The organism is Streptomyces sp. NPDC090088, assembly GCF_044747345.1.
In the GTDB taxonomy this organism is placed as follows: Bacteria; Actinomycetota; Actinomycetes; order Streptomycetales; family Streptomycetaceae; genus Streptomyces.
Genome location: NZ_JBIVDZ010000004.1, coordinates 333,995 through 347,602, shown reverse-complemented (window position 1 = coordinate 347,602; position 13,608 = coordinate 333,995). Strand labels below are relative to the sequence as shown.

General features: G+C 71.8%; 15 protein-coding genes. 10 read left to right on the top strand and 5 right to left on the bottom strand.

All coding sequences use genetic code 11. The annotated features are described in order from the left end of the window. The first annotated feature begins 6 nt into the window (after positions 1-6). Entirely contained in the window at positions 7-960 is a 954-nt protein-coding gene (locus ACIPSJ_RS21715) for a ribose-phosphate pyrophosphokinase (protein WP_359222619.1), read from the top strand. 65 nt (positions 961-1,025) lie between these two features. Continuing rightward, positions 1,026-2,219, top strand: a complete 1,194-nt coding sequence (gene tuf / locus ACIPSJ_RS21710) for an elongation factor Tu (RefSeq protein WP_401347837.1) — start codon at positions 1,026-1,028, stop codon at positions 2,217-2,219. 29 nt (positions 2,220-2,248) lie between these two features. Here the strand turns inward: tuf and ACIPSJ_RS21705 are convergent, their stop codons facing one another. Next, positions 2,249-2,641 (bottom strand): anti-sigma factor antagonist, encoded by a 393-nt coding sequence (locus ACIPSJ_RS21705; protein ID WP_359222621.1) that lies wholly within the window; start codon positions 2,639-2,641, stop codon positions 2,249-2,251. A 174-nt stretch (positions 2,642-2,815) separates the two neighbouring features. After that, complete coding sequence (locus ACIPSJ_RS21700) at positions 2,816-3,244, bottom strand: MarR family transcriptional regulator (RefSeq protein WP_355709336.1); 429 nt, start codon at positions 3,242-3,244, stop codon at positions 2,816-2,818. 105 nt (positions 3,245-3,349) lie between these two features. On the opposite strand from ACIPSJ_RS21700, the gene ACIPSJ_RS21695 reads away from it, so the two are divergent. Together ACIPSJ_RS21695 and ACIPSJ_RS21690 are read left to right on the top strand one after the other, a co-directional pair. After that, positions 3,350-4,807: an aldehyde dehydrogenase family protein gene (locus ACIPSJ_RS21695; protein ID WP_401347834.1), complete on the top strand. Its 1,458-nt coding sequence runs from the start codon at positions 3,350-3,352 to the stop codon at positions 4,805-4,807. A gap of 24 nt (positions 4,808-4,831) precedes the next feature. After that, a complete protein-coding gene (locus ACIPSJ_RS21690) occupies positions 4,832-5,938 on the top strand; it encodes an NAD(P)-dependent alcohol dehydrogenase (protein ID WP_355709339.1) in 1,107 nt (368 codons plus the stop codon). A 12-nt stretch (positions 5,939-5,950) separates the two neighbouring features. On the opposite strand, the gene ACIPSJ_RS21685 is transcribed toward ACIPSJ_RS21690, so the two are convergent. After that, complete coding sequence (locus ACIPSJ_RS21685; RefSeq protein ID WP_401347833.1) at positions 5,951-6,901, bottom strand: NADP-dependent oxidoreductase; 951 nt, start codon at positions 6,899-6,901, stop codon at positions 5,951-5,953. A gap of 158 nt (positions 6,902-7,059) precedes the next feature. Between ACIPSJ_RS21685 and ACIPSJ_RS21680 the strand changes: the two genes are divergently transcribed. Further along, complete coding sequence (locus ACIPSJ_RS21680; protein WP_401347831.1) at positions 7,060-7,905, top strand: hypothetical protein; 846 nt, start codon at positions 7,060-7,062, stop codon at positions 7,903-7,905. A 3-nt stretch (positions 7,906-7,908) separates the two neighbouring features. On the opposite strand, the gene ACIPSJ_RS21675 is transcribed toward ACIPSJ_RS21680, so the two are convergent. Both ACIPSJ_RS21675 and ACIPSJ_RS21670 read right to left on the bottom strand, forming a co-directional pair. Continuing rightward, positions 7,909-8,475, bottom strand: a complete 567-nt coding sequence (locus ACIPSJ_RS21675; protein WP_401347829.1) for a TetR/AcrR family transcriptional regulator — start codon at positions 8,473-8,475, stop codon at positions 7,909-7,911. Then, positions 8,472-8,834 (bottom strand): DUF1304 domain-containing protein, encoded by a 363-nt coding sequence (locus ACIPSJ_RS21670; protein WP_401347827.1) that lies wholly within the window; start codon positions 8,832-8,834, stop codon positions 8,472-8,474. Before ACIPSJ_RS21670 ends, ACIPSJ_RS21675 begins: the two co-directional genes overlap by 4 nt. Positions 8,835-9,114: 280 nt before the next feature. Here ACIPSJ_RS21670 and ACIPSJ_RS21665 point away from each other — a divergent pair, with 280 nt between their 5' ends. Genes ACIPSJ_RS21665 through ACIPSJ_RS21645 form a run of 5 tightly spaced genes read left to right on the top strand, consistent with a single transcriptional unit; the run spans position 9,115 to position 13,546 of the window. After that, the gene (locus ACIPSJ_RS21665) at positions 9,115-10,938 is read left to right on the top strand and encodes an ATP-binding protein (protein ID WP_359222627.1); all 1,824 of its coding nucleotides are present in this window, start codon (positions 9,115-9,117) and stop codon (positions 10,936-10,938) included. 5 nt (positions 10,939-10,943) lie between these two features. Then, complete coding sequence (locus ACIPSJ_RS21660) at positions 10,944-11,354, top strand: roadblock/LC7 domain-containing protein (RefSeq protein ID WP_046733906.1); 411 nt, start codon at positions 10,944-10,946, stop codon at positions 11,352-11,354. Next, the gene (locus ACIPSJ_RS21655) at positions 11,351-11,722 is read left to right on the top strand and encodes a DUF742 domain-containing protein (protein ID WP_355709351.1); all 372 of its coding nucleotides are present in this window, start codon (positions 11,351-11,353) and stop codon (positions 11,720-11,722) included. The genes ACIPSJ_RS21660 and ACIPSJ_RS21655 overlap by 4 nt, the downstream gene beginning before the upstream one ends. Next, entirely contained in the window at positions 11,703-12,308 is a 606-nt protein-coding gene (locus ACIPSJ_RS21650; RefSeq protein WP_355709353.1) for an ATP/GTP-binding protein, read from the top strand. Before ACIPSJ_RS21655 ends, ACIPSJ_RS21650 begins: the two co-directional genes overlap by 20 nt. Next, positions 12,305-13,546: a cytochrome P450 gene (locus tag ACIPSJ_RS21645; protein WP_359222628.1), complete on the top strand. Its 1,242-nt coding sequence runs from the start codon at positions 12,305-12,307 to the stop codon at positions 13,544-13,546. The genes ACIPSJ_RS21650 and ACIPSJ_RS21645 overlap by 4 nt, the downstream gene beginning before the upstream one ends. Positions 13,547-13,608: the final 62 nt, after the last annotated feature.

The following is a 13,608-nucleotide window of genomic DNA, read 5'->3' as shown; positions in this document are numbered from 1 at the left end:
CGGATCGTGCGAGACATCGCCGTCTTCAGCGGCAGCGCCCACCCCGAGCTGGCCGAGGAGGTCTGCGCGCACCTCGGGGTGCCGCTCAGCCCGACCCGGGTCAGCAGGTTCGCCAACGACTGTCTGGAGGTGCAGCTCCAGGCCAACTGCCGGGAGCGGGACGTCTTCCTGATCCAGCCCCTGGTCCGGCCGGTGCAGGAGCACCTGGTGGAGCTGCTGCTGATGTGCGACGCGGCCCGGGGCGCCTCGGCCGGCCGGATCACCGTCGTCATGCCGCACTACTCCTACGCCCGCTCCGACAAGAAGGACGCCCCGCGCATCTCGCTCGGCGGCCGGCTGGTCGCCGACCTGATGGTGGCCGCGGGCGCGGGCCGGGTGCTCGCCATGACCCTGCACGCCCCGCAGGTGCACGGCTTCTTCTCGGTGCCCGTCGACCATCTGCACGCGCTGCGGGAGCTGGCCGCGCACTTCAGGCGGTACGACCTGACGCGCACCACCGTCGTCTCGCCCGACCTCGGCAACGCCAAGGAGGCCGCCGCCTTCGCCCGGCTGATCGGCGCCCAGGTGGCGGCCGGTGCCAAGCAGCGGTTCGCCGACGACCGGGTCACCATCAGCTCGGTCATCGGCGATGTCACGGACCGGGACGTCATCGTGCTCGACGACGAGATCGCCAAGGGCAGCACGGTACTCGAACTCCTGGACCGGCTGCGGGAGTTCGGGCCGCGCTCGATCCGGGTGGCGTGCACCCACGGGCTGTTCGCGGCCGGGGCGCTGAAGCGGCTGAGCGAGCAGCCCGACGTGCTGGAGATCGTCTGCACCAACACCGTGCCGGTGCCCGCCGAGGAGCACACCGACAAGCTGCGGATCCTCTCCATCGCCCCGGCGCTGGCCGAGGCCGTACGCCGGATTCACAACGGTGAGTCCGTGAGCGCCCTGTTCGACGAGCCGCGCAACCTCTAGACAGGAAGGAGGAGTTGTAGCGCTGAGCCGCACTCGGCGGTACCGAGGCGGACGGGAGGCCCCCAGTGGCGAAGGCCAGGTTCGAGCGGACCAAACCGCATGTGAACATCGGCACCATCGGGCACATCGACCACGGCAAGACGACACTCACCGCGGCCATCACCAAGGTGCTGCACGACAAGTTCCCGCAGCTCAACCCGTTCACCCCGTTCGACCAGATCGACAAGGCGCCCGAGGAGCGGCAGCGCGGCATCACCATCTCCATCGCGCACGTCGAGTACCAGACCGAACGCCGGCACTACGCGCACGTCGACTGCCCGGGCCACGCCGACTACATCAAGAACATGATCACCGGGGCCGCCCAGATGGACGGGGCGATCCTGGTGGTCGCGGCCACCGACGGGCCGATGCCGCAGACCAAGGAGCATGTGCTGCTGGCCCGCCAGGTCGGCGTGCCGTACATCGTCGTCGCGCTCAACAAGACCGACATGGTCGACGACGAGGAGATCCTGGAACTGGTGGAGCTGGAGGTGCGCGAACTGCTCACCGAGTACGAGTTCCCCGGCGACGACGTCCCGGTGGTCCGGGTCTCCGCGCTCAAGGCGCTGGCGGGCGACCCCGAGTGGACCGCCGCGCTGCTCGAACTCCTCGACGCCGTGGACGAGTTCGTGCCCGAGCCGACGCGGGACGTGGACCGGCCGTTCCTGATGCCGATCGAGGACGTCTTCACCATCACCGGCCGGGGCACGGTGGTCACCGGCCGGATCGAGCGGGGCGTGCTGCGGGTCAACAGCGAGGTCGAGATCATCGGCATCCACCCGCAGAAGACCCGGACCACGGTCACCGGCGTCGAGATGTTCCGGAAACTGCTCGACGAGGGCCGGGCCGGGGAGAACGTCGGGCTGCTGCTGCGCGGGGTCAAGCGGGACGACGTGGAGCGCGGCCAGGTCGTCGTCAAACCCGGATCGGTCACCCCGCACGTGGAGTTCGAGGCGCGGGCGTACATCCTCTCCAAGGACGAGGGCGGCCGGCACACCCCGTTCTTCCAGAACTACCGTCCCCAGTTCTACTTCCGCACCACCGACGTGACCGGCGTGGTCACCCTGCCCCCGGGCACCGAGATGGTGATGCCGGGCGACAACACCACCATGCGCATTCAGCTGATCCAGCCGATCGCGATGGAGGAGGGGCTGAAGTTCGCCATCCGCGAGGGCGGGCGGACGGTCGGCGCCGGTCAGGTCACGAGGATCCTCACATAGCGCCCGCGGGACAGCGCCCGCGGGCAGCGTCATAAGGTGCCGGACGTGGCCTCCGGCTGGTCCAGGGCCGCGTCCAGCGTCGCCAGCGGCGGCAGCAGCCGCGACAGTCCCGTCACCCTCAGCACCCGCAGGGTCAGCGGGTGGGTGCAGACCAGCGTGAGCTGTCCGTCGCGCTCCAGCACCCGGCTGCGGGCCCGGTAGAGCAGCCGCAGCCCGGAGCAGTCGAAGAACTCGATGTGCCGCAGGTCGATCACCACCAGGGAGCCGTCCCGCGCGGTCACCCGGTCCAGGTACGGCGCCATCTCCGTGGCCGCCGCGATGTCGATCTCGCCGCGGAACTCCAGCACCGTGTGTCCGCGGTCCTGACGGATGCGCAGGTGCCGGGTGAGCGACGCGGGGTCCTGTCGGGGTTCCTGGCGCACGACGGCATCACCTCCCACCCCTGCCGGTTCAATTCCGTTCCCCGCCCTGCAAGTTACCCTCGATGGAGGGAATTTGAGCATGTTCGATTGACATATGTCTGCTGCTTCGGCGCGCCATTTTCTGTGGCGTGCGCGACAATCGGCGAACGGGCACGTGGGAGCGGTACCGCTCCGCTAGGAAAGCGCGTGCCAGGCCTTGCTGAGCGCCTGGCGGAACTGCTCCTCCTGGTGCGCGGTGAGCTCCCGCACCATCCGTTCCTCCAGTTCCCGCACCGGCCCGGCCACCCCGGCGAGCAGCTCGCGTGCGGAGTCGGTCAGCAGGATCAGCAGCTCGCGCCGGTTGCGCGGATTGCGCTCCCGCCGGATCAGCCCGCGGCTCTCCAGGGACCGTACGAGATCGGCCATCGACTGGGCGGTGACGAAGGAGTCCCGCGCCAACTGGGCGGCCGACAGGCCGTCATGGCGCTCCAGGACGGTCAGGGCCGTGTACTGCAGCGCCGTGATCCCGGCGGGCTTCACCAGCTCGTCGAGATGCGAGCGCACCACCAGCTCCACCTGCTTGACCATGTACAGCAGCGAGGGGCCTGTCTTTGTACCGACCATGCGTGCACCCTAGACCATTGACAGGAATCCTGTCTGTAGTGAGACTGCCCACCAACAGGAAACCTGTTTGTTGAACGTTTGGCGATCAACGCTGGGAGTGGGCCAATGACGACCACCTTCGGGACCGGACCGGGACAGCTGTTCATCGCGGGGCAATGGCGGGAGGCCGCCGACGGGGCCCGCACGGAGGTGACCGACCCGGCCACCGGCCAGGTGATCACCACCGTCGCGGAGGCCGGCGCCGCCGACGTCGACGCCGCCGTGCGCGCCGCCCGCGAGGCCTTCGACGCGGGGGAGTGGTCGGGGCTCAGCGGCCGGGAACGCGGCCGGGTGCTGCACCGGATCGCCGAGCTGATCCGGGAGAACGCCGAGGAGATCGCCGCGCTGGAGAGCCATGACGTCGGCAAGCCCATCACCCTCGCCGGAGCCGTCGACGTCACCAACGCGGCCAACGACTACGAGCACTTCGCGGCCCTCGCCCACGCGCTGGACGGCGCCGTCCGCGACGTCCAGCTCAACGCCCTCGCCTACACCCGCCGCGAACCCCTCGGCGTGGTCGCCGCCATCACCCCGTTCAACTTCCCGCTGATCCTGGCCGGTTCGAAGATCGGCCCGGCCCTCGCCGCCGGCAACACGGTCGTCCACAAGCCCGCCGACGAGACCCCGCTCAGCGCCCTCTACATGGCCCGGCTGTTCCAGGAGGCGGGTGTCCCCGACGGGGTCGTCAACGTCGTCACCGGCGCCGGACCGGTCGCCGGCGAGGCCCTGCTGCGCCACCCGGGCGTCGACAAGGTCGCCTTCACCGGCTCCACCGCCATCGGCCGGCATGTGGCGAGCACGGCGGGCCAGGCGCTCAAGCCGGTCACCGTGGAACTCGGCGGCAACGCCGCCCACCTGGTCTTCGAGGACGCCGACCTGGAGAAGGCCGTCGGCGCGGTCATCAAGGCCTTCGTCTTCAACACCGGCCAGTTCTGCATGGGCGGCCCCCGCCTCCTGGTCGCCCGCCCCGTCTACGCCACCCTGCTCGGCATCCTCGCCGAGGCCGTCCCCGGCGTCCCGATCGGCGACCCGCGCGACCCGGCCACCGTCGTCGGGCCGATGGCGGGCGAGAAGCACCTGCGCAAGGTCGAGGAGTACGTCGAACTCGCCCGCAAGGAGGGCGCCCGCATCGTCTGCGGCGGCGAACGCCTCGACCTGGACGGCGGTTTCTACTACAAGCCGACCGTCATCGCCGACCTGCCGAACGACTCCCGGGTGATCCAGGACGAGATCTTCGGCCCCGTCCTCACCGTGCAGCCCTTCGACTCCGAGGACGAGGCCGTCGCCCTCGCCAACTCCACTCCGTACGGCCTGGCTTCGGGCGTCCAGACCGGCAACCTGGCCCGCGCGCACCGGGTCGCCGCCCGCCTCCAGGCCGGCATCGTCTGGGTCAACGACTGGGCGATGCTCGACCCCGCCGTCCCCTTCGGCGGCGTCAAGGCCTCCGGCTTCGGCCGCGAGTACGGCCCCGAGTCCCTCGCCGCCTACACCCAGGTCAAGTCCGTCGTCATCTCGCTCGACTGAGCCCGCAGACCAGGAGTCCGTACGATGTCCCTCACCACCCGAGCCGCCGTCGTCGAGTCCGGCGGCGCGCCCTTCACCCTCGCCGAGGTCGAACTCGACCAGCCGGGCCCCTACGAGGCGCTGGTCCGCATGGTGGCCACCGGCCTGTGCCACACCGACCTCGGTGTGGCGAGCGGCGGGCTGCCCTTCCCGCTGCCCGGAGTCCTCGGCCACGAGGGCGCCGGGGTCGTCGAAGCCGTCGGCTCCGCCGTCACCGGCGTGGCCCCCGGCGACCATGTCGTGCTGTCCTTCACCTCCTGCGGAGCCTGCCCCAACTGCCACGGCGGCCACCCCGCCTACTGCGCCACCTGGCTGCCGCTCAACCTGATCGGCGGCCGGCGTGCCGACGGCACCCACACCGTCAGCCGCGGCGGCGAGCCGCTCGGCGGCCACTTCTTCGGCCAGTCCTCCTTCGCCGAGCGGGCGTTGGTGGACGAGCGCAGCCTGGTCAAGGTCGACCCGGAGGTCCCGCTGGAGTCGATCGCCCCGCTCGGCTGCGGGGTGCAGACCGGGGTCGGCGCCGTGTGGAACGTACTGGAGCCGGGCACCGGCAGCACGATCGTCGTGCTGGGCGCCGGAGCGGTCGGCCTGTCGGCGGTCATGGCGGCCGCGCTCACCCCCGCTACCACGATCGTCGCCGTCGATCGGGTGGCCGAACGCCTTGAGCTGGCGAGGGAGTTGGGTGCCACGCACACCGTCGACGCGACCCGGGAGAGCGTCCCCGAGGCGCTCGGGCGGATCTCGGACGGAGCCGGCGCCGACGGCATCGTGGAGACGACCGGCAGCACCGCCGTGCTGCGCCAGGGCGTCGACGCGCTCGCCGCCCGCGGCACCCTGGTCGTCGTCGGTGCCCCGCCCTTCGGCACCGAAGTCTCCCTGGACGTCAACGGGTTGCTGGGCGGCAAGCGGATCGTCGGCCTGACCCTCGGGGACAGCGAGACCCAGGCCTTCATCCCGGCCCTGGTCCGCCTGGTCCGCGAGGGCCGGCTGCCGCTGCACCGGCTGATCACCACCTACCCGTTCGCCGAGATCGACCGGGCGGTGCGGGACATGAGCACGGGCAAGGCGATCAAGCCCGTGCTCACCTTCTGAGCCCCGGCCGCGTCAGTCCACCACCAGGACCAGCTTCCCCGTGGTCCGGCCGGTGCCGCCCAGCTCGTGCGCCTTGGCGGCATCGGCCAGCGGGAAGGTCCCCGCGACCGTGGCCCGCAGCTTCCCCTCCTCGACCAGGGAGGCGACCGCCCGCATCCCGGCCCGGTCGGCGTCCACCAGCATCCGCACCGCCCGCACACCGAGCCGCTCGGCCTCCTCGTACAGCTGGGGGCTGCCCACCGGCAGGATCGACACCAGGACCCCTCCGGGCCGCAGCACCCGCAGCGAGGCCGTCGTGGTGTCGCCGCCGACGGTGTCGAGCACCACGTCCACGTCCCGGACCGCCTCGGTGACGTCCACCGACCGGTAGTCGACCGGCTCGTCCACGCCGATCTCCCGCAGGAAGTCGTGCTTGCCGGCGCTCGCCGTGCCGATCACGTACGCCCCGCGCGCCTTGGCGATCTGCACCGCCACATGCCCGACCCCGCCGGCCGCCGCGTGGATCAGCACCCGCTGTCCCGCCCGCACGTCGGCGTACTCCACCAGCGCCTGCCAGGCCGTCAGGGACACCAGCGGCAGCGCGCCCGCCTGCACGTGGTCGATCACGTCCGGCTTGGGCACCAGGGCCCGGGCGGGCAGGATCGCGTACTCGGCGTGCGTGCCGTGCCCGAACGGGTAGGGCGCCATGCCGAAGACCTCGTCACCGGGCCGGAAGGCGGCCACGCCGACACCGGTCTCCTCGACCGTGCCGGAGACGTCCCAGCCGAGGACGAAGGGCGGCTCGCCCAGGAAGATGCCGAGCTCCCGGTGCTTCCAGTCGGTCGGGTTGAGACCGGCCGCCCGCACCCGGACCAGCACCTCGTTGGGGCGCGGCGTCGGCCGCGCCACCTCGACCACCTTCAGGACCTCGGGGCCGCCGAGGACGTCCTGGCTGATCGCACGCATCGTGTTCACATCGTTCATGGTCACCCAGCCTGCCCGGGCACGCCCCTCCGGGAAATGGCACGATTGCCAAGCTTCGATAGGATCGTGCCAAGCTGTGGAACCTGGCGGACCCGCGTGAACGTTCCGGCCCGCTCCGGCGTCGAAGGGCGGCAGGGCGACGAGGAACAGGGGCGGGCATGCGCGGAGGTCTGGTGGCGGGCACGGTGCTGGTGATGGCCGCGGCGGTGGCCTGTGGTGGGACCAGGCCGGTCGTCGTGGTGGAGGGGACGCCACCGGCGACGCCGTACCGGGGGTCGCTGGACATCCCCACCAAGGAGGTCGACGGGAGCACCCCGCAGGCCCTGCGCACCGCCTCCGGGGCCGCGGGCCGGGCCCTGGAGTGCGACGGGCAGATCTACTGGGGCGGCGGACCCGACGGCTGGAGCCGCGACGACGGCGGCGACTCGCCCGAGGACGGCCTCCGGCTCTTCTTCCACATGTTCGACCCGGAGGTGCCGCGCGGCGGCTACCGCGTCGAGCGGCGGGAGGCCGACCGCGTCCTGTACTCCTACGACGTCGGCGGCCGCACCAAGGTGGCCGTCGTGGTCGCCAAGGATCAGAAGGACCGGCCGGGCTGGGGACCGGAGACCTACGCCACCTGCGACCCCTCCGAACTCCCGGCGAGCGTCACGTCGGGACCCGGATGGCCCGACATCTGGACGGACGCGCACGGCCGGCGCGTGCCGGTGGCCACGATCACCAGTTCCTCCGGTCCGGAGCACTGCGGCTGGCAGTCCGCGGTCTTCCTGACCTTCGGCGACCGGACGTACGTCCGCGATCCGCACGGCGTGCTGGCCGCCGACTCCTTGCTCGACGGCCGCTACGACGGTGACGTGACGATGCCCGCCGACGCGCACGACACCGGATACCGGTTCCGCGACCGGCGGCTGTGGCTGACGGACGACGGTGACATGGCGTACGTCCGCACCTCCCACGGGGTCGAGGCCTGGCCGAAGGAGCGGCGCGTCCTCGCCTGCGACTGAGACTCAGCGGCTCATGTGCAGGGCGACCAGCAACTGCCACACCTGGTCCGCCACTTGCCCGGCGGTGGCGTCCAGCAGGCCGTGCAGCCAGTCGGCCAGCACCCCGGCGAAGGTCGCCGCCACCGCCGAGGCCACCAGCGGGGCGTCCGCCGCCCCCGCCAGCTCCCGCTCGGCCAGACTGCGCGCCCGCAGGTCCCGGTGGAGCACCCGGCCCAGCGGGCCCCCGCCGCCCGGCGCGAGCAACTCCCGGTACAGGGCCGCGTGCGGAACCAGCCCCGCGAAGAACTCCCGCAGCGCGGGCGGCGCGTGCACCGGATCGGGCCGGCCGCGCCAGGCGTGCAGCGCGTCCACCGCCTCCCGTACGACGTCCGCGCAGGCGTCGACCGCCAGCGCCGCCAGGTCGTCGTAGTGCACGTAGAAGGTGGCCCGGCCCACCCCGGCCCGGCGCGCCAGCGCGGCCACGCCGACCTCGGCGAGCGGCCGTTCGGCGCACTCCTCCAGCAGGGCCGCGCGCAGCCGGGCCCGGGTACGGGCCGCCCGTGGGTCCTCCGGGGCCGGGCGTCCGGTCATCGGGCGGCGAGGACGGCGGCCAGGGCGAGCGCGCCGGGCAGCGCCTGGGCGAACAGGATCCGCCGGTTGGCCGTGACCGCGCCGTACACCCCGGCCACCACCACGCACGACAGGAAGAACACCTGGGCCCGGAAGCCGGTCGGATCGGCCGCGATCAGCCCCCACACCAGGCCGGCCGCCAGAAAGCCGTTGTAGAGGCCCTGGTTGGCGGCGAGCGGCGCGGTCCGGCGGGCGAGTTCCGTGTCGAAGCCGTGGAAGCGCATCCCGGGCGCCTTCTGCCACAGGAACATCTCCATCACCAGGATGTACGCGTGCAGCGCGGCCACCAGGCCGACCAGCACGTTCGCCAGGATTTCCATGATCGTTGGACCCTCCCCATCTCTTGAACAGGTGTCCACTATAGCTGGACAGCTGTCCAGGAAATGCCGGTGCGGTCCATTGGCGGACCGTGACGGAACCCTCACTTCCACGAGCGGTCGAGGTTGATCCTTTAGGGCTCAAACCCGATAAGCTCCACTCCGTCACTGCGAGTTGACGCACCCCACGGTGGGTCCGTCCCGCCGTACGTACTCATGAGTGCGGCCTTCGCACACTGCCCTTGTTCGCTGATGTTCGATTGTGTTGCTCCGAAGGATGCAGATGGAACTCGCCACTCCGCCGCCGGCGGCGCGGGCCCCTGTCGCGTGGTACAGCTGGTGGCTGATGCCGCTGGCCTTAGGGGGAGGGACGGTCGCCGCCACGTTCATGAGCTCCGAGCGGATAACCGCGGCCGTCGCCGGCGCCGCGGCCACCGCGGCGAGCTCGGTGTGCGTGCGACTGCTGATCCGCTCGCAGCGCCAACTGCGCAGCGCCGAGGGTTCGTTCCGCAGCTCGCAGGCCGAGCACTCCTTGCAGTGGCAGCAGCATGTCTCCGGTCTGGAACGGAAGTTCACGGCCGAGCGCGCCACCCTGGAGGGCCAGCTCAACGAGCAGGCCGCCGGGTTCGACGCCCAGCTCGGTGAGCGGGCGTCCGCCTTCGAGACCCGGCTGACCGAGCGGACCGCCCACTACGACGCCCAACTGGCCGAGCAGGCCCGGGCGTACGAGGAGCGGCTCGCCGACCAGCTGAAGTCCTCCGACGCCCAGCTCGCCGACCAGGCCGAGGTCTGGCAGGAGCAGCTGACGCACCAGCGGTCCGCGATCTCCCGGCTCGCCGGGGAACAGCTGCCGGACGCGCTGAAGCGGCTGCGCGAGGGCGACGCCGTCGACGACCTGCTGCCGGTGACCGAGCAGTGCGCCAAGGTCGACAAGGACCTCCAGGCCGACCTGCGCCGCATCCTGCGCACCTCGCTGATCGGCGTGGAGGAGGAGTTCAACCGCTCCACCTCCGCCGAGCAGGCCGTGATCAGCATCGGCAACCGGATCCACGTCCTGACCAGCAAGCTGCGCGGCCGGCTGCACGAGATGCAGGGCGAGCACGGCAGGCTGCCCGCCGTGGCCCGCGGTCTCATGGAGCTGGACCAGGAGCTCGGCCCCGCCGACTCGCTCGCCGCCAGCATCGGCGTGCTCGGCGGCTCCGACCGCCCGGGCCGCCAGTGGCAGGAGCCCCAGCGGCTGCTCAGCGTGGTGCGCGGCGGCATCGGCCGGATCAAGGACTTCCACCGCGTCGAGGTCCGGCACCTGCCCGAACTCGGCGTGGACGGCGGTCTGGTGGACCACCTGACCCTGATCTTCGCCCACCTCCTGGACAACGCGGCCCGCTACTCGCCGCCCACCGAGCCGGTCGTCGTCTCCGGCAAGGAGGTGCCCAACGGCGTCGGCATCGAGATCCAGGACTCCGGCAAGGGCCTGAGCGAGGAGAAGAAGCGCGAGGCTGAGCACTCCCTCGCCGGCACCGCGGCCGGACCCGGCATCGGCGGCATCTCCGAGGACGCCAACATCGGCCTCAGGGTCGTCGGCATCCTCGCCCGCCGCTACGGCATCCGGGTCACCTTCGCGGACTCGCCCTGGCTCGGCACCTCGGTCGTCGTCGTGGTCCCGCACAAGTTCTTCAGCCCGCTGCCCGCGGCCGCCCCCGCCCAGGTCCCCGCGTCGGCCGCCCCCGCCGCCGCGTCCCCGGCGCAGGCGCACGGCCCGGTCGCCGTCGAGACCGTCAGCCGGCCGGAGGCCGGCGAGGCCCCGGACACCACCCCGGGCGGACTGCCCCGCCGGCGCAGCCGGCGCCGCGAGGAGGAGGAGCGGCCCGAGCCGCGCACCGCCCGCACGGAGGGCACCGCGTTCACCGCGGTCCCGCCGGAGGAGTCCTTCGCGGGCCTGGCCGCCTTCGCCACCGCGGGCCGCGCGCCCCTGGCGGACGAAGAGGCGGACAGCGAGGCCGAGTTGACCGGAGACCGAGACGCCGTGGCACCCGCGACCCCGGACGGCGCCGATGACGCCGCCGCCGGACGCGAGTCCACACAGCGCCGCACTGAAGAGAGCGACTAGTCCACATGACGCAACAGGGAACCGACGTGAGCTGGGCGCTCCGCGATCTGGTGGAGAGCATCCCGGAGATCCGTTTCGCCCTCGTGGCCTCCAGCGACGGCAAGGCCATCACCTCCTTCGGCGCCGAGGACCCCGACGACGTGGACCGCTTCGCGGCCGTGGTGGCTGGGCTGCAGGCCCTCGCCCAGCCGGTCGCCGAGCAGTTCCCCAAGTACGCGGGGCAGCTGCGGCTGGCGATGATCGAGGTCGACGGCGGTCACCTCTTCGTCGTACGGGCCGGTGTGGAGACGTATCTCGGGGTCCTCGCCCGCGAGGGGCTCGACCAGGGCCTGCTCGGGCATCAGATGAGGGACCTGTCCCGGCGGATGGGCGAGCTGCTCGGCACCTCTCCGCGCCTGGAGGAGCACTCTGGATGAGTGCTCCCCGCCGGCCAACGGATCCGTCCGGTCTCGAGCGTTACTACGTCCTCACCGGAGGACGCAGTGGACCGGGCGGGTCGGCGTCGAGCCTCGATGTGGCCACCCTCGTCGTCTCCCGTACCGCTCCCGTCCCGGGGATGCAGCACGAGCACGAGGAGATAGTCCGGCGCTGCCGTGATCCGCTGTCGGTGGCCGAACTCACCGCCCATCTCGGATTGCCCTTCAACATTCTCGCGGTGCTGTTGGCGGATCTGCTGGACGCAGGCCGTATTGAAGCCCGTGATCCCATTCCGGCCCACCACGCCGGCCGCGGGCCCGACCTCGCGCTCCTCCAGGAGGTACTCAGTGGACTTGAAAGGCTTTGACCATCCCGGCGACCCCGGTGCCGGGGGGACCCGCTCGGTCAAGGTGATGATCGCCGGGGGGTTCGGCACCGGGAAGACCACCATGGTCCGCTCCGTCAGCGACATCAAGCCGCTCACCACCGAGGAGACCCTCACCCAGGCGACCGTCGGCGTCGACAACCTCATCGGTGTCGCGGACAAGGCCGAGACCACGGTCAGCCTCGACTTCGGCAAGATCAGCCTCAACGAGAGCCTGATGCTGTACCTGTTCGGCACCCCCGGACAGGAGCGGTTCTGGTTCCTGTGGAACGGCCTGTTCAAGGGCGCGCTCGGCGCGATCGTCCTGGTGGACACCCGCCGGCTGGCCTCCAGCTTCCGGGCCATCGAGGAGATGGAGCGGCAGAACGTGCCGTTCGTCATCGCCCTGAACGTCTTCCCGGACTCCGCGCAGCACCCCATCGAGGAGATCCGGGACGCCCTCGACATCTCCCCGCACACCCCGATCGTGGCCTGCGACGCCCGCGACCGGGCCTCCAGCCGGGACGTCCTCGTCGCGCTCATCCAGCATCTGCAGGAGCGCTCGGCGGTATCCGTGGAGTCCCGATGAGCGCGCCGCACGATCCGGGCGCCACCGGCGGCTGCCCGGTGGCCCACGGCACCGGGGTCACCCGCCTGTACGGGCCCGACGCGGAGCGGGACCCGCACGGCATCTACGAGCGGCTGCGCGAGACGTACGGGGCCGTCGCCCCCATCCTGGTGGAGGGCGACGTGCCCGCCTGGCTGGTGCTCGGCTACCGGGAGAACCGCCGGGTCCTCGACAACCCGCTCCAGTTCAGCCGCGATTCACGGATCTGGCGGGACTGGCTGGACGGGAACGTCTCCCCGGTCTCCCCGCTGATGCAGATGGTGGGCTGGCGGCCCGACTGCGTCTCCCAGGACGGCGAACCGCACCGTCGGCTGCGCGGCGCGGTCACCGACAACCTGCTGAAGGTGGCCGGGCGGGGCATCCGCCGCCATGTCACGCACTTCGCCAACAAGCAGATCGACGCCTTCGCCGGCGCCGGCCGCGCCGACCTGGTCACGGAGTTCGCCGAGTACCTGCCGATGCTGGTGCTCACCCGGGTCTTCGGGCTCGCCGAGAGCGAGGGGCGCACCCTCGCCGAGTCCAGCGCCCAGGTCATCAAGGGCGGCGCGGACGCCCTGGCGCACAACGACAAGATCGTCTCCATCCTCACCGAACTCGCCGCCCGCAAGCGGTCGGAGCCCGGCTCGGACTTCACCAGCGGTCTGATCGAGCACCACGCGGGTCTCGACGAGGACGAGATCGTGCAGCATCTGCGGCTGGTGCTGATCACCGCCCACACCACCACCAGCAACCTGCTGGCCCGGGTGCTGGAGATCGTCCTCACCGACGACGCCCTGCGCTCCGGTCTGGTCAGCGGCCAGCTGAACATGTCCTCCGTGGTGGAGGAGGTCATGTGGAACACCCCGCCGCTGGCCGTGCTGCCGGGCCGGTTCGCCACCTCCGACCTGGAGCTGGGCGGCTGCCCGGTCAAGGAGGGCGACATGCTGCTCCTCGGGCTGGCCGCCGGCAACGTGGACCCGCTGATCCGCCCGGACCTGGCGGCCTCCGTCGCCGGCAACCAGTCCCATCTGGCGTTCAGCGCCGGGCCGCACGAGTGCCCGGGCCAGAACATCGGCCAGGGCATCATCGAGACGGCCGTGGACGTCCTGCTGCACCGGCTGCCCGGGCTGCGCCTGGCGGTACCGGCCGGGGAACTCACCTCGACGGCCTCCACCTGGGAGTCCCGACTGGACAGCCTGCCGGTCGAGTTCGCGGCCTGAGGGGCGCACGAAGCACGGCCCGGGGCCGCCGTCCTGCCGGACGGCGGCCCCGGGCCCTCGTC

What these genes read in the sequence shown, in the direction of transcription:
- ACIPSJ_RS21695 (WP_401347834.1), top strand. Translation starts at nt 3,350, where the DNA reads ATGACGACCACCTTCGGGACCGGACCGGGACAGCTGTTCATCGCGGGG.
- ACIPSJ_RS21685 (WP_401347833.1), bottom strand. Translation starts at nt 6,901, where the DNA reads ATGAACGATGTGAACACGATGCGTGCGATCAGCCAGGACGTCCTCGGC.
- ACIPSJ_RS21670 (WP_401347827.1), bottom strand. Translation starts at nt 8,834, where the DNA reads ATGGAAATCCTGGCGAACGTGCTGGTCGGCCTGGTGGCCGCGCTGCAC.
- ACIPSJ_RS21700 (WP_355709336.1), bottom strand. Translation starts at nt 3,244, where the DNA reads ATGGTCGGTACAAAGACAGGCCCCTCGCTGCTGTACATGGTCAAGCAG.
- ACIPSJ_RS21665 (WP_359222627.1), top strand. Translation starts at nt 9,115, where the DNA reads ATGGAACTCGCCACTCCGCCGCCGGCGGCGCGGGCCCCTGTCGCGTGG.
- ACIPSJ_RS21660 (WP_046733906.1), top strand. Translation starts at nt 10,944, where the DNA reads ATGACGCAACAGGGAACCGACGTGAGCTGGGCGCTCCGCGATCTGGTG.
- ACIPSJ_RS21690 (WP_355709339.1), top strand. Translation starts at nt 4,832, where the DNA reads ATGTCCCTCACCACCCGAGCCGCCGTCGTCGAGTCCGGCGGCGCGCCC.
- ACIPSJ_RS21645 (WP_359222628.1), top strand. Translation starts at nt 12,305, where the DNA reads ATGAGCGCGCCGCACGATCCGGGCGCCACCGGCGGCTGCCCGGTGGCC.
- ACIPSJ_RS21655 (WP_355709351.1), top strand. Translation starts at nt 11,351, where the DNA reads ATGAGTGCTCCCCGCCGGCCAACGGATCCGTCCGGTCTCGAGCGTTAC.
- ACIPSJ_RS21680 (WP_401347831.1), top strand. Translation starts at nt 7,060, where the DNA reads ATGCGCGGAGGTCTGGTGGCGGGCACGGTGCTGGTGATGGCCGCGGCG.
- ACIPSJ_RS21675 (WP_401347829.1), bottom strand. Translation starts at nt 8,475, where the DNA reads ATGACCGGACGCCCGGCCCCGGAGGACCCACGGGCGGCCCGTACCCGG.